We start from the raw sequence: 13,184 nt of genomic DNA, 5'->3' as shown, positions 1-13,184 counted from the left end.
ACGCATGAAGCATACCCCCGAAAAGCCGCTACGCGTGGTGATCCTGATCTCGGGCAGGGGGTCAAACATGCAGGCCCTGGCTGAGTGCGTGCAAGCCGAGCACTTGCCGGTTCAGATTTGTGGTGTGATCTCCAATCGCCCGGAAGCGGCCGGACTGGCGTGGGCGCAGGCGCAGGGCTTGCCCGCGTATGCATTGTCACACCATGCGTTTCCCACCCGGGATGCTTTCGACACTGCCTTACAGGCGCAACTGGATGCGCTGGCACCCGATTACATTTTGCTGGCTGGGTTCATGCGTGTGCTGGGTACCAGCCTGGTGCGTCACTTTGAAGGCCAGATCATCAATATTCATCCTTCGCTATTGCCGGTTTTCCCGGGGCTGCACACGCATCAGCAGGCGCTGGCTCAGGGCGTGCAGTGGCATGGCTGTACGGTTCACTATGTCACGCCGGTGCTCGATCACGGGCCCATCATTGCCCAAGGGGTGATTCCGGTGCACCATGATGACACGCCCGACACACTGGCCACACGCCTTTTGCCTGTCGAGCATGCCCTCTACACCCAGGTGCTGCGGTGGTTGGCACAAGACCGTGTCACATTGCTGGCCGATGGTCGGGTTCAGGTGCGGGATCAGCCGCATCGGGCCTGGGCAGGGCCCAATCTCTTCAATTAACAGGATTCGCATGGCAACCCATGATTCACGGCGCCGGTCGCCAAAAGCCGACGCGCCGTCACGGCCTTACGTGATGGCAGCCGCTCGCATCGAGCAAGTACGTCAGGTGCTCGGAGAGGTGCTGCAATGGCGCTATCCCGCTGATGCAGTGCTGTCGCACTGGTTTCGTGCACATAGCCAGGTGGGTCAGCGCGACCGTGGCGAGATTGCCGAAGCCGTGTTTGATGTCTTGCGGCATCTGCGTCGCTACCGCCAGTTTGCCGAAAGCGGGCAGGGTGCGGCCACCCGCCGCCTGGCCGTCCTGGGCCTGGCCTCGGTGTGGCCACGCAGCACTCTGGATACGGGTCTCGAAGAACCCGAACGAGGCTGGCTGGATTATGTCCAGAAATTCGATGTCACCACGTTGCCGCTAGCGGTGCGCTACAGCGTGCCGGATTGGCTGATGGAACGATTGCAAACGTTGCCGGAGCCCGAATCCCTCTTGCTGGCCCTCAACCGCCAGGCGCCACTCGATTTGCGCATCAACCCGTTAAAAACAGATCGCGACACCGTGTTGGCCGCGTGGGCACAAGGGCCGGAGGCACGCTGGGATGCTCAGCCAACCCCGTACTCACCCTGGGGCATGCGCATCCAGGGGCGGCCGCCCATCAATCGGTGGAGATCCTTTGAACGCGGTGAAATCGAGGTTCAGGACGAAGGCAGCCAGTTGCTGGCCGCCTTGGTGGCACCCCGGCGCGGCGAGATGATCATCGACTATTGCGCGGGAGCAGGGGGCAAAACCCTGTTGCTGGGTGCGCTGATGAGATCTACCGGGCGGCTGTACGCATTTGATGTCTCTACCGCCCGCCTGGCACGAGCCAAGCCGCGCTTTGCCCGTAGCGGTTTATCCAATATTGTGCCGGTGGTGATCGCCGAGCGCCATGATCAACGGGTCAAGCGCCTGCGCGGCAAAGCCCATCGGGTATTGGTGGATGCACCCTGCAGCGGTCTGGGCACCTTGCGGCGCAACCCCGATCTCAAATGGCGTCAGCACCCGGAGTCTCTTGTAGAACTGTGTGCCACCCAGGCGGCTATTTTGCGGGATGCAGCTTCGTGCGTGCGTCCGGGGGGGCGGCTGGTGTATGCCAGCTGCAGCCTCTTGCCCGAAGAAAACGAGCAGCAGGTAGAAGCGTTTTTGGCCGAAAACCCTGATTTCACTTTGCTGGATGCGGGCAAAGTGCTGTCTGATCGCGATATTCGCGTGCCTCTAGAAGGCCCCTGGCTGCGGTTGCGTCCTGATGTTCATGGCACGGATGGCTTTTTTGCCGCTGTGATGCAGCGGCGTAGCGCGCCGTCGGCCACTAAAGAAAAGGTGGCTGATGAGACAAATCTCGCCAGTGCGGATAAGCCTGCCGATCCGGCCACTGCGGCTGCCCAGGCAGATGCGGCTCAGCCAGAAGCGCCGGCGGAAACGGCTTCTCCGGCATTCATTGATGAGTCTGCCAACCAAGAGGGGCCAGAGACGCACAGCAGTTGACTGACTGTTGGCTACTTGCCACCTGGACTACACTAAAGGGCCTCTCCTAAATTCTCGGGGCCTGGTTCCGATTTCCCATGACATTTTCCTGGCTGACGTTTCTGCACGGTGGCATTTTGCAGTGGGGCCCCTGGGCCCTGCTGGCGGTGACGCTGGTGCTGACGCACATCACTATTGCGGCGGTTACCCTGTTCCTGCACCGTAGTCAGGCCCATCGCGGGCTTGATCTGCATCCCGTTGTGGCGCATTTTTTTCGCTTCTGGTTGTGGTTCACCACCGGGATGGTGACGCGCGAATGGGTGGCCATTCATCGCAAGCATCACGCCAAATGTGAGCGCGAGGGCGACCCTCATTCTCCGGTGGTATTTGGTCTGGGACAGGTCTTTTTCCGTGGTGCCGAGCTCTATCGCGATGAAGCAGGCAATGCCGACACCCTCAAGCGTTATGGGCACGGCGTTCCGGACGACTGGATCGAACGCCGCCTGTACTCGCGGCACAACCTGCTGGGGATCATGCTGATGCTGTTGATCGACCTGGCACTGTTTGGCGTGGTGGGGCTAACCATCTGGGCCGTACAGATGGCCTGGATCCCGTTTTGGGCGGCCGGAGTGGTTAACGGCCTGGGCCATGCCTGGGGCTACCGCAATTTTGCATGTCCCGACCAAAGCACCAATGTCGTGCCCTGGGGTGTCCTGATTGGTGGAGAAGAGCTGCACAACAACCATCATGCCTACGGCACCTCTGCCAAGTTTTCTTCACGCTGGTACGAGTTCGATCTGGGTTGGGGATATATCCGCATCCTGCAGTTTTTTGGGCTGGCCAAGGTGCGTCGTGTGGCACCGCGCCTGCGCTGGCAGGCAAATGGCCCGGTGGCCATCGAGGCCATGGACCAAGAGCAGCTGCAAGAGATCATTGCCCACCGCTATGATGTCCTGGCGCGGTATTCACGGATGATCAAGTCTGCGGTGGCGCACGAAATCAAGGTGCTCAAGCTGCGCCGCTGCAAGGCCGAGCGCACCTTGTTGCGCCGCTGTCGTCAGTGGCTGCTGCGCGACCCACAAGCCCTGGCACCGCTGCAACAGGCCGAGGTTGCCCGTGCGCTCACCATTGCGCCCACCTTGTCCACCTTGCTGCAGATGCGCCACGAGCTCACTGCCATCTGGGAATCCTCCACCGTCAGCAGCGACCAACTCCTGGCTGATTTACGGGCCTGGTGCCAGCGGGCGCAGGCCAGCGGCATCGAAGGGCTTGAACAATTTGCGTACCGACTACGCTCTTATGCCGCATGATTGAAGGTCTCAACCCGCAACAACGTGCAGCGGTGACGCTGCCCCCCCAACATGCACTGGTGCTGGCAGGTGCCGGTAGCGGCAAAACCCGGGTGTTGACCACTCGTATGGCCTGGCTGATCCAGGCGCAGCAAGTAAGCCCCTTTGGCCTGTTGGCGGTCACGTTTACCAACAAGGCAGCACGTGAAATGCTTTCACGCCTGTCTGCGCTTTTACCCATCAATACGCGTGGCATGTGGGTTGGTACGTTTCATGGCCTGTGCAATCGCCTGTTGCGTGCCCATTATCGCGATGCGGGGTTGCCGCAAACCTTTCAGATCCTGGACAGTGCCGACCAGCTCTCTGCCATCAAGCGTATGCTGAAAACGCACGGGGTGGATGTCGAGCGTTTTCCCGCCCGCGATGTGCAGCGCATGATCAACAGCGCCAAAGAAGACGGCATGCGCCCCAAGGATCTGGATGTCAGTGACAGCCATGCGCGCCGTCTGGCAGAGCTTTACCAGCAATACCAGGATCAATGCGACCGCGAAGGTGTGGTGGATTTTGGCGAACTGCTGCTGCGTGCCTACGAGCTTTTGCAGCGTGATGCACCCATCCGGGAACACTATCAGCGCCGCTTTCAGCACATTTTGGTGGATGAGTTTCAGGATACCAACGTGTTGCAATACCGCTGGCTGATGTTGTTGGCCGGGGCCCACACCCCCGTCTTTGCGGTGGGTGACGATGATCAGTCGATCTACGCGTTTCGGGGCGCCAATGTGGGCAATATGGCTGATTTCCAGCAGCGGTACGCCAAAGAAAACGTGATCCGGCTAGAGCAAAATTATCGCTCTCAAGGGCATATTCTGGATGCAGCCAATGCGCTCATTGCCCACAATGCCCAGCGCCTGGGTAAAAACCTCTGGACGGACGCAGGCGAGGGCGAGCCTTTGCGTGTTGTCGAGCAAGCCTCCGACCAACTAGAAGCCCAGTGGCTGGTCGATGATATCCGGGCGCTGATCCGTGAAGGGCGGGATGCCCATAATATTGCGATTTTGTACCGCAGCAATGCACAGTCGCGCCCCATCGAGCACGCATTGTTTTCGGCCCGCGTGCCCTATCGGGTGTATGGCGGTCAGCGATTTTTTGAGCGCCAGGAAATCAAGCATGTGCTGGCGTACCTGCGCCTGATCGATAACCCGCACGATGATACGTCGTGGATGCGGGTGGTCAATTTTCCCACGCGTGGCATTGGCGCACGCACCATCGAGCAACAGGCGGATGCAGCTGCCCAGTACGGCACCAGCCTGGCAGGTGCCGTGGCCTATGTGCCTGGCAAAGGCGGCAGCAGCCTTGCGCGGTTTGCTACTCTCATCCGTGAGATGGCCGAGGCGGCGCAGTCGCTTGATCTGCCCGAGCTTATCGGTCATGTGGTGCATCACAGCGGCCTTGAAGCCCACTATCGGGCTGATCGTGAAGGTCAGGAGCGTCTGGAAAACCTGCAGGAGCTGGTCAATGCCGCCGCTGCATTTGTAGCCGAAGAAGGGTATGCAGGCCTGATAGCCGGCCGAATCTCCGAAGGTGTGCTTGCTGATGCGGTGCCGGAACAAACTGCGGTGATGTCCCCCTTGGGCGCGTTCTTGAGCCATGCCTCTCTCGAGGCTGGTGATAATCAGGCACAGGCAGGCGAGGACGCTGTCCAGCTCATGACTGTGCACGCAGCCAAGGGCCTGGAGTTTGATGTGGTGTTTGTCACCGGCCTTGAAGAAGGCCTGTTTCCCCACGAAAACAGCCTGCTGGATGCAGGCGGCCTGGAAGAAGAGCGGCGCCTGATGTATGTGGCCATCACCCGGGCCCGCGAGCGCCTGACCCTGACACTGGCGCAAAGCCGTCTTTTGCATGGCCAGACTCGCTACGGCCTTCGGTCGCGTTTCCTGGATGAGATCCCGGACGAGCACCTGAAGTGGATTACCCCCCGGCAACGGGCCGCCATGCCCGAGCAGTCCCCGGCGTGGCGAGGTGCGTTTCGTCGTGGCGCGGGTGGTTGGCAGGGCGATGCAGGCAGCCACTTTGCACCGCGCACACCACGCACGCGCACTGCTGACGTAATGGTGGGTGAGCAATGCTTCAGGATCGGGGGCAGTGTGCGCCATGGCCGATTTGGCGAAGGCACAATTGTGGCCCTAAGCGGCAGTGGTACCGAGGCCCAGGCACGGATTGAGTTTACCGATGTGGGTACCAAGACCCTGGCCTTGGGCGTGGCCAAGCTGGAGATCCTGTCCTAGCTTAGCGGCTGCGTGTCCAGTGTCGGTGCAGGCGCTGGGCCGTGGCGTCCAAGGCAAAGCCCAGTGCGCCGATCAGGACAATCACGGCCATCAGCTCTGAATACGCCAGCCGGTCGCGCGTGTCCAAAATAAAGTAGCCCAAGCCAGAACTCACGCCCAGCATCTCGCAAGGCACCAGGATGATCCAGACGATGCCAATGGCCAGGCGCAAACCTGTGAGGATGTGTCCCATGGCGCCTGGCAAGATGATCTTGCGCAGGATCTCTCCGCGAGTGGCGCTCAGGCTGCGGGCCAGCATCAGCCAGCGGGTGTCCAGTTGGCGCACGCCTGCCGATGTGTTCAGGATAATCGGCCAGACTGCTGCAAAACTGAGCAGAAAATAGATTGGGGCATCTCCAACGCCAAACAGCATCACTGCAATCGGCATCCACGATAAAGGCGAGACCATGCGCAGAAACTGAAATGCGCCGGTGGTGCTGGATTCCAGTCGGCGGGATAAACCAATGGCCAGACCCAGGGGGATACCCACGAACAGCGCCCAAAACAGGCCAACGGCCACCCGTTTCAGGCTGACCAGAGCATGTACCGTCAGTTGGTTGTCCAGCACCAGATGGACCAGGCTTGGGAGCGCCTGGCCTGGTGAAAACAGGCGCGCCATGGCGAGGTCTTGCCCCAAAATGCCAATACCCGCTGCCCAAAGCAGCCCCAGCACAAGCAAGCCACCGGCGCTAAACGCCAGCCGCTGGCGTGCCGACAGGTTTGTTGTGCCGCGTTTCATCAGGACACCTCAAAAGTTTCGCTGCGGGTATAGCCACCCTCAATGCCAAAGGCAGACAAACCACCTTGGGCTTCGATGGCGTGGCGCACAAAGCGTTCGTCGACAAGATCCTTAGCGACATGCGCAGGATCGAGCTGCTTCAGAAATGCATTCTCGCCCAGTACAAACGTGTCTTTCAGCAGGGAGACCAGTTTCTCGGTATAGCTGGGGTAGGGGTAGGGGCGAAAGTCGATGCGTTGCTCGTGCCAGTCTGCATGACGGATTGCACCGCTGGCCAGGTAGGCGGCGTCGCGCTCGGCGGACGGCAGCAGCACCCGGGCCAGAGTCGAGGGCTCGTGTGGCGTATACGCAGCCGGGTTGCCCCGGGCAAGGATCTGCACGGTTTCCTCGCGGTGGTTTCTTACCCAGGCCTGTGCTTGCACAATGCCATTGACGACTTTTTGCGACCATTCTGGCCGTTGCTGCAGATCTGCTTCGTGCATGGTTACCACGCAGCAGGCGTGGTTGCGCCAGACATCGCCTGTAAACCGCCATACCTTGCCCACGCCCAGCTCTTCAGCCTTGGCGTTGAAGGGTTCGGCCACGATGTAGCCGGAGATGCGCTTGCTACCCAGAGCGGGCAGCATGTCGCCTGGCGACATCACCACCAGCTTTACCTGGCGGGGAGAGGGGTCGCCTTCACTGATGAATTCGAGGCCCGCTTCACGCAATATCGCTTGCAGCACGATGTTGTGTACGGAGTACCAAAACGGGATCGCCACAGTGGTGCCGCCCAGATCCGCCAGTGATTGGATGCTGGGCAATACGGTCAGGCAGGAGCCCTCGGTGTGGTTCCAGGCCACCACCTTGGCCGGGGCCTGGCTGCCATAGCGCGACCAGATCGTCATGGGCATCAGCAGGTGCACAACATTGACTTGTCCGGCCAGGAACGCCTCGACAATTTGCGACCAACTGCGAAAGCGGCGTGGGGGCTCGACTGTGAGGCCCTGTTGTTGGAAATACTGGTTGTGATGTGCCACCAGCAAGGGGGTGGCATCGGTGATGGGCAGATAACCAATGCGCACCGGCGCATCCGGTTCTGCTGCACGCGCTAAGCGGCTGGCCTGCAGCAAAGGCAGGGCACCGGCTGCTGTAAACATCGCCGACAGCTTCAGAAATTGCCGTCGGCGTGCCTGGGGCTGGTTTTCGGTGCCGCAGCAGAGATCCATCAGTTTGTATCGGTTCATGAGTGTCCAGAGGAGCGCGCAGCGCGCAAAGTGTGCAAAATGTCGACTCGCAGGGCCATGAGCGCTGCGTCTGTTTCATCTCGTGGATGATCCTGTGTCAGCTGCCATTGGCCCATCAGTCGGCCAGGCTGGCCGCCAATCAGCAAGATGCGGTCGGCCAACAGCAGGGCTTCGTCGATATCGTGGGTCACCATCACAGCGGCGGCTCTGCGACGACGGGTGATGCTCAGCAGCAGAGACTGCATTTCGTGCCGGGTCACTTCGTCCAGGGCACTAAATGGCTCGTCCAGCAGCAAGATGTTGGGTGCACGGGCCAAGGTACGCGCCAGCGACGTCCGTTGTGCCATGCCGCCTGAGAGCTCGTCTGGGTAGCGTGTGCGGGCAGCCTGCAGGCCAACTTCGGAGATGGCTGTGTGCACCCGTTGATGGCGTGTGGCTGCATCTAGCGTGGGCTGGTGTTTGAAATCCAGCCCGAAGGCCACGTTTTCTTCCAGCGTCAGCCAGGGCAAGAGGCAGGGATCCTGAAAGACCATGCCCAAAGCGGGTGAAGGGCCGTGCAGCGGCCGCCCCTGCACCCGCACATCGCCTGCCTGGGCGGATTGCAATCCGGCCAGTACCCGGAGCAGCGACGACTTGCCTGCGCCGCTGGGGCCCAGGAGGGCGACGATTTCGCCGGCATGCAGGCTAAGGGAAAAATTTTCCAGCACCGGGGTATCGGGCCCGTGCTGCTGGTGGTAAGCCAGAGAGATTTCCCGAGCATCCAGCACACATGGCGGGGGTGCCAAGGCAGCAGATGGGGCAGCGGTGGCCAGCGCTTCAACCATTTCAGGCCGCCTGCAGCGCTTCCAGCGCATTGATTTCCTTGCGCAAGTGTTTCAGCGCAGGCGTCACAATCGCGACAAACAAGGCTTCTCGCAAGCGGCGCTGTACCGGGCTGCTGATGAGGTAACCTGCCGCACCTGCGTGCAGTGCGGCTGATTGCGTGGCTTTCAAGCTCAGTTCAGAACCCCGGGCCCGTGCTCGTAATACGTTGAGCAAGGGGGCTTCGGTACCCTGTGCCGCCAGGTGTGCGATATCGGATTGCAGTGCCAGGAGTTCCTGGCCCAATGAAGGTTCCTGGTCGTCCAAGAAGCAATTGACATGGCTCAGCCGCTGGTTGCTGGCGTGGATGGTCTCCAGGCTGGCCTGCACAAGCCCTGCGCCCATGCCGGTTTGCATCAGCAAAAAGCCGCGCTTGAAGCGCTCGACATAAGCCTCGAACTGCCAGGGGTGCGCCAGGACATCCTCAACGGAAATATGAACATCCTTGAGCCGGATGCCGTAAGTGCCGCTGCCTTCCATCCCGGAGAACGTCGGGCAGGGCCGCAGGCTCAGGCCGGCAGTGTCGGTGGAAACCACGAACATCAGATAGCCGCCGTCTTCCAGGGCTGCAGCGGCCATCAACAGATGATTGGGGCCCAGGTTGGAAACCCAGGGCAGGGCGCCGTTGATGCGATAGCCGTTACCATCATTTTGGGCGCGTAGGTTGATGCGCTCGATGCCGGCTAGATGCTTGACCGCATTGGACATGCCGGTGCCGGCCAGCACCTGCCCTTGGGCGACAGGCCGCAGATAGCGCGCCTGAACGGCTGCGTTGTCGCTGTGCTGCAAATACCATGCGCAGGTGGCCTGGCACCAGACCAGAAAGGCGGTGGAGCCGCAAGTGCGGGCAACCTGGGAGATCAGATCGATCTGGCTGGCCAGATCAAGGCCTAAACCACCAGATGTGGATGGTAATGCTGCTGCAAACCCGCCCAGATTGCCCAGTGCGTGCATGAACTCGCGCGGAAACAACCCATCCTGGTCGATAGCCTGGACATGAGGTGCCAGCGTTGACTGGATCAGGGTATCGATCGCCTGGGTGGGCAGTGCAGAAAAATTGGAGACAGACATGATCGTGCGTGAACTGAATCAGGCGTAGGCCTGAAGTTCCGGGTTGATTGGGGTGCCGGCCAGGTTGTTGGCGTAATTGCAAAGGGTGGCCAAACTGACGCCAAGTACGACGTCCAGTGCCTGAGCATCGGTGTAACCCGCGGCGCGCAGATCAGCCAGGGCCTGATCGCCCACCTGACCTTTGTGCTCAAGTACCTGTAATGTGAACACTGCCAGGGCGTTCAGCTTGGCATCTGTCAGGGCTTGGGTGCGGCGCAGCGCATCCACCAAGTCGGCAGGCAACTTCAGCTTCTGGGAGGCAATCTTGGTGTGGCCGGCCACGCAAAAACCGCAGCCGTTATAGGTGGCCGCAGTGATCTGAACGATCTCGCGTTCGGTGGGGCTCAGGCTGTTGCGCCCGTTGATGGCGCCGACCACCTGGTAGGTTTCCAGCGCCGTGGGGGCGTTGGCCAGGACGCCCAACAAATTGGGCAAAAACCCACTGGCTTTGGCGGCGGTGCGCAGGCGCTCCTGCGCCTCGGGGTGGGCGGATTCGACGGACTGAATAGGAAGGCGGCTCATGGCAGGCGAACTGAAAAAGTAATGACCTTTTTATTCTAGGGAGCCAGCCTTCGATAGCGAACAACTATTACTGCATTACATTATTCAGATTTGAAATATCAAATGGGATCTGTTTGCAGGGTCTCCAGGGTAGTCTGTACTTCCAGCCAGTCGTTTTCGTGTGTTTGCAAGGCCTTGCTGAGCTCACCGTGCTCAGCCAGAACGCCAGGGCGGGTGTCTTTATGTGCGTCGGTATAGAAGTCGGGGCTTGCGATCAGGACATCCAGCTCGGCCAACCGCTTTTGCGTGCGCGCCATCTGATCTTCAATTTTTTTCAGCCGCGTCTCTAGCGGCTTGCGCTGTGCCGCCAGCTGTTGCCGAGCCTGGGCTTGTTCCCGACGCTGCGCCTTGCGGTCTTTCTCTGGTGTGGTTTGCGTGCGGCTGGCTTGATTCAGTTGACTTTGGCGCTGTTGCAGCCAGTCGCGATAGTCTTCGAGGTCGCCATCAAATGGTTCGATACGACCATCCGCCACAATCCAGAAAGTATCCACGGTGGTACGCAGCAGGTGCCGGTCGTGTGATACCAGCAGCACGCTGCCGGGAAACTCGGCCAGGGCTCGGGCCAGGGCTTCTCGTGTGTCCACATCCAGGTGGTTGCTGGGTTCGTCCAGCAAGAGCAAATTGGGCTTGCGCCACACGATCAGGGCCAGGGCAAGGCGTGCTTTTTCTCCACCGGAAAATGGTGCCACTGGCTGGTTGACCATATCGCCGCCAAACCCGAAGCGGCCCAGCATATTGCGCAATTCCTGCTCGCGGACATTGGGTGCGATCCGGGCAAAATGCTGCAGGGGGCTGGACTCCGGATCCAGTACATCAAGCTGTTGCTGGGCAAAGTAGCCAATCTCCAGCCCCTTGGCCGGCTGGTAATTGCCTGCCACAGGGGCCAGCTCTTGCGCCAGTGTCTTGACCAGCGTGCTTTTGCCGGCCCCATTGACACCCAGGATACCAATCCGGCTGCCACCACGCACCAACACATTGATGTCTTGCAGGATGGTTTTTGGTGGCTGATCGCCGGTGCCGGCATAGCCCAGGGTGGCGTCTTCCAGCCGTAGCAGTACGTCTGGGGTGTGTGCGGGCTCTGGCAAGCGGATGTCGATGCCGGATTCTACCGCCAGGGGTGCCAGTACTTGCATGCGGGCCAGGGCTTTGACACGGCTTTGGGCCTGTTTTGCCTTGGTGGCCTTGGCCTTGAAGCGATCAATGAATGATTGCAGATGTGCCGTCTCGCGGGCCTGTTTCTGACGTGCCAGCTGATTCTGGCGCAGCCGTTCTGCGCGTTGCTCGACAAAATCCTCGTAGCCGCCCTTGTAGCGGACCAGTTTACCGTTTTCAAAATGCAGGATGGTGCGTGCGACGGCATCCAGAAACTCGGTGTCGTGCGAGATCAGCAAGACCGTGCCCGGGTAGCTGGTCAGCCAGCGCTCCAGCCAGAGCATGGCATCCAGATCAAGGTGGTTGGTGGGCTCATCCAGCAACAACAGATCGGAGGGGGCCATCAGCGCACGCGCCAGGGCGATGCGCATCTGCCAGCCACCCGAGAAACTGGCCACAGGCTGATTCCATTGCTGGGGAGCAAATCCTAGGCCCGCCAGCAGCTGCTCGGCACGTGACGGTGCACTCCAGGCATCGGCTTCGATCAGTGCCGTCTCGAGTTCGGCGATGGCTTGCCCTTCGTCGGGGCGCAGAGCGGCGCGCCGGGCCTGGATATCCCGCAGGTGGCGATCGCCGTCAATGACGAATTCTCGCGCGGCCCGATGGGTGTCGTGCAGGATCTGTTCGACACTGGCAATACGCCAGGCATCAGGGATCATGACCGAGCCGGCGTCCGCGTCGATCTGCCCTTGCAGCAGGGCAAATAACGAGGATTTTCCCGCCCCGTTGTGGCCCACAAAACCAACCCGCTCGCCGGGGTGGACCACAAAATCAGCCTCGTCCAGCAGTACCTTGATACCGCGCCTGAGGGTCAAACCATTGGCACGAATCATGTGAGCAACTGCGCGCGACGCAACAACAGGATCTGATCACTGGCGGTTTCAGTGCTTAACCAGACAGGGTCGAGATGCGGAAAGGCCGCTTCAAAATGTGTGTACTCGTGGCCGATCTCGAGTACCAGTACTCCGTCTTCATCCAGAAAGTTGGGTGCTTGTGTCAGGATGCGTCGCACCAGATCCATCCCGTCGGCGCCGCCGGCCAATGCCAGCGCGGGCTCGTGCCGGTATTCGGGGGGCAGTGCTGTCATCGACTGGCTGTTGACATACGGCGGGTTGCAGACAATAAGCTGATAGCGGCGATCAGCCGGGATCTGCGCGAAGAGGTCGCTGCGCAGTGCCTGGACGCGGCCTTGCATCGCATGCAGGGCAATATTGGCTTGGGCCACCGCCAGTGCGTCTGCCGACAGATCCACGGCATCCACCGTTGCCCCATCAAACGCCATCGCAGCCAAAATTGCCAGGCACCCTGAGCCCGTGCATAGATCCAGCACCCGGGTGACGTCGCTGGGGTCTGCGATCCAGGGCTGCAATTGCTCTGTCAGCAACTCGGCAATGGGTGATCGCGGCACAATCACACGCTCGTCCACCAAAAAGCGCTGGCCTTGCAACCAGGCTTCGCCCGTCAGGTAGGCGGCAGGTTTGCGGCTGGTGACACGTTCGTGGATCAGGTCGACGCAGCGCAAGCGTTCGCGCTCCAGCAGTCGGGCATCCAGAAAAGGTTCGAGCGTGTCCAGTGGCAAGTGCAAGGTATGCAACAACAGATAGGCAGCTTCGTCCCAGGCGTTGTCGCTTCCGTGGCCAAACACCAGGTTGGCACCGCGAAAGCGGGTTACAGCCCAGCGCAGCATGTCACGCAGGGTAATCAGTTCAGTATGTGGAGCAGCCATCAGGGCGAATTCCGTTCAGTGAGCAGGG

The 13,184-nt window shown here is 60.5% G+C and carries 11 protein-coding genes; 4 read left to right on the top strand and 7 right to left on the bottom strand.

Going from position 1 to position 13,184, the window contains the following annotated elements; translation table 11 throughout:
• Positions 1–4 precede the first annotated feature (4 nt).
• The 4 genes from purN (at position 5) to WA928_RS05005 (ending at position 5,742) form a co-directional block, all read left to right on the top strand.
• On the top strand, positions 5–673 hold the full coding sequence (purN, locus tag WA928_RS05020; protein ID WP_424300372.1) for a phosphoribosylglycinamide formyltransferase: 669 nt from the start codon (positions 5–7) through the stop codon (positions 671–673).
• A 106-nt stretch (positions 674–779) separates the two neighbouring features.
• Positions 780–2,189: an RsmB/NOP family class I SAM-dependent RNA methyltransferase gene (locus WA928_RS05015; RefSeq protein WP_424301140.1), complete on the top strand. Its 1,410-nt coding sequence runs from the start codon at positions 780–782 to the stop codon at positions 2,187–2,189.
• Between the two features lie 77 nt (positions 2,190–2,266).
• Entirely contained in the window at positions 2,267–3,478 is a 1,212-nt protein-coding gene (locus WA928_RS05010) for a DesA family fatty acid desaturase (RefSeq protein ID WP_424300369.1), read from the top strand.
• Positions 3,475–5,742, top strand: coding sequence for a UvrD-helicase domain-containing protein (locus WA928_RS05005; protein WP_424300366.1), 2,268 nt, complete (start codon positions 3,475–3,477; stop codon positions 5,740–5,742). Before WA928_RS05010 ends, WA928_RS05005 begins: the two co-directional genes overlap by 4 nt.
• A gap of 1 nt (position 5,743) precedes the next feature.
• On the opposite strand, the gene WA928_RS05000 is transcribed toward WA928_RS05005, so the two are convergent.
• The 7 genes from WA928_RS05000 to prmB all read right to left on the bottom strand — a co-directional run bounded on the left by WA928_RS05000 (position 5,744) and on the right by prmB (position 13,156).
• Positions 5,744–6,520: an ABC transporter permease gene (locus WA928_RS05000; protein ID WP_424300363.1), complete on the bottom strand. Its 777-nt coding sequence runs from the start codon at positions 6,518–6,520 to the stop codon at positions 5,744–5,746.
• Complete coding sequence (locus WA928_RS04995; protein WP_424300360.1) at positions 6,520–7,746, bottom strand: ABC transporter substrate-binding protein; 1,227 nt, start codon at positions 7,744–7,746, stop codon at positions 6,520–6,522. The genes WA928_RS05000 and WA928_RS04995 overlap by 1 nt, the downstream gene beginning before the upstream one ends.
• Positions 7,743–8,570, bottom strand: coding sequence for an ABC transporter ATP-binding protein (locus WA928_RS04990; protein WP_350382506.1), 828 nt, complete (start codon positions 8,568–8,570; stop codon positions 7,743–7,745). Before WA928_RS04990 ends, WA928_RS04995 begins: the two co-directional genes overlap by 4 nt.
• Before the next feature lies 1 nt (position 8,571).
• The gene (locus tag WA928_RS04985) at positions 8,572–9,678 is read right to left on the bottom strand and encodes an acyl-CoA dehydrogenase family protein (RefSeq protein ID WP_350382504.1); all 1,107 of its coding nucleotides are present in this window, start codon (positions 9,676–9,678) and stop codon (positions 8,572–8,574) included.
• A gap of 18 nt (positions 9,679–9,696) precedes the next feature.
• Positions 9,697–10,239: a carboxymuconolactone decarboxylase family protein gene (locus WA928_RS04980; RefSeq protein WP_350382503.1), complete on the bottom strand. Its 543-nt coding sequence runs from the start codon at positions 10,237–10,239 to the stop codon at positions 9,697–9,699.
• A 98-nt stretch (positions 10,240–10,337) separates the two neighbouring features.
• Positions 10,338–12,263: an ABC-F family ATP-binding cassette domain-containing protein gene (locus WA928_RS04975; RefSeq protein WP_424300355.1), complete on the bottom strand. Its 1,926-nt coding sequence runs from the start codon at positions 12,261–12,263 to the stop codon at positions 10,338–10,340.
• On the bottom strand, positions 12,260–13,156 hold the full coding sequence (prmB, locus tag WA928_RS04970; protein ID WP_424300352.1) for a 50S ribosomal protein L3 N(5)-glutamine methyltransferase: 897 nt from the start codon (positions 13,154–13,156) through the stop codon (positions 12,260–12,262). The genes WA928_RS04975 and prmB overlap by 4 nt, the downstream gene beginning before the upstream one ends.
• Positions 13,157–13,184 lie beyond the last annotated feature (28 nt).

This window comes from Castellaniella sp. (assembly GCF_049651205.1).
Classification (GTDB): Bacteria; Pseudomonadota; Gammaproteobacteria; order Burkholderiales; family Burkholderiaceae_B; genus Castellaniella.
This window is presented reverse-complemented; position numbering and strand designations above follow the sequence as displayed.

Coding starts and splice junctions, on each gene's coding strand:
- WA928_RS04990 (WP_350382506.1), bottom strand. CDS start 8,570: ATGGTTGAAGCGCTGGCCACCGCTGCCCCATCTGCTGCCTTGGCACCC.
- WA928_RS04975 (WP_424300355.1), bottom strand. CDS start 12,263: ATGATTCGTGCCAATGGTTTGACCCTCAGGCGCGGTATCAAGGTACTG.
- WA928_RS05000 (WP_424300363.1), bottom strand. CDS start 6,520: ATGAAACGCGGCACAACAAACCTGTCGGCACGCCAGCGGCTGGCGTTT.
- WA928_RS04995 (WP_424300360.1), bottom strand. CDS start 7,746: ATGAACCGATACAAACTGATGGATCTCTGCTGCGGCACCGAAAACCAG.
- WA928_RS05005 (WP_424300366.1), top strand. CDS start 3,475: ATGATTGAAGGTCTCAACCCGCAACAACGTGCAGCGGTGACGCTGCCC.
- WA928_RS04980 (WP_350382503.1), bottom strand. CDS start 10,239: ATGAGCCGCCTTCCTATTCAGTCCGTCGAATCCGCCCACCCCGAGGCG.
- purN (WP_424300372.1), top strand. CDS start 5: ATGAAGCATACCCCCGAAAAGCCGCTACGCGTGGTGATCCTGATCTCG.
- WA928_RS05010 (WP_424300369.1), top strand. CDS start 2,267: ATGACATTTTCCTGGCTGACGTTTCTGCACGGTGGCATTTTGCAGTGG.
- prmB (WP_424300352.1), bottom strand. CDS start 13,156: ATGGCTGCTCCACATACTGAACTGATTACCCTGCGTGACATGCTGCGC.
- WA928_RS04985 (WP_350382504.1), bottom strand. CDS start 9,678: ATGTCTGTCTCCAATTTTTCTGCACTGCCCACCCAGGCGATCGATACC.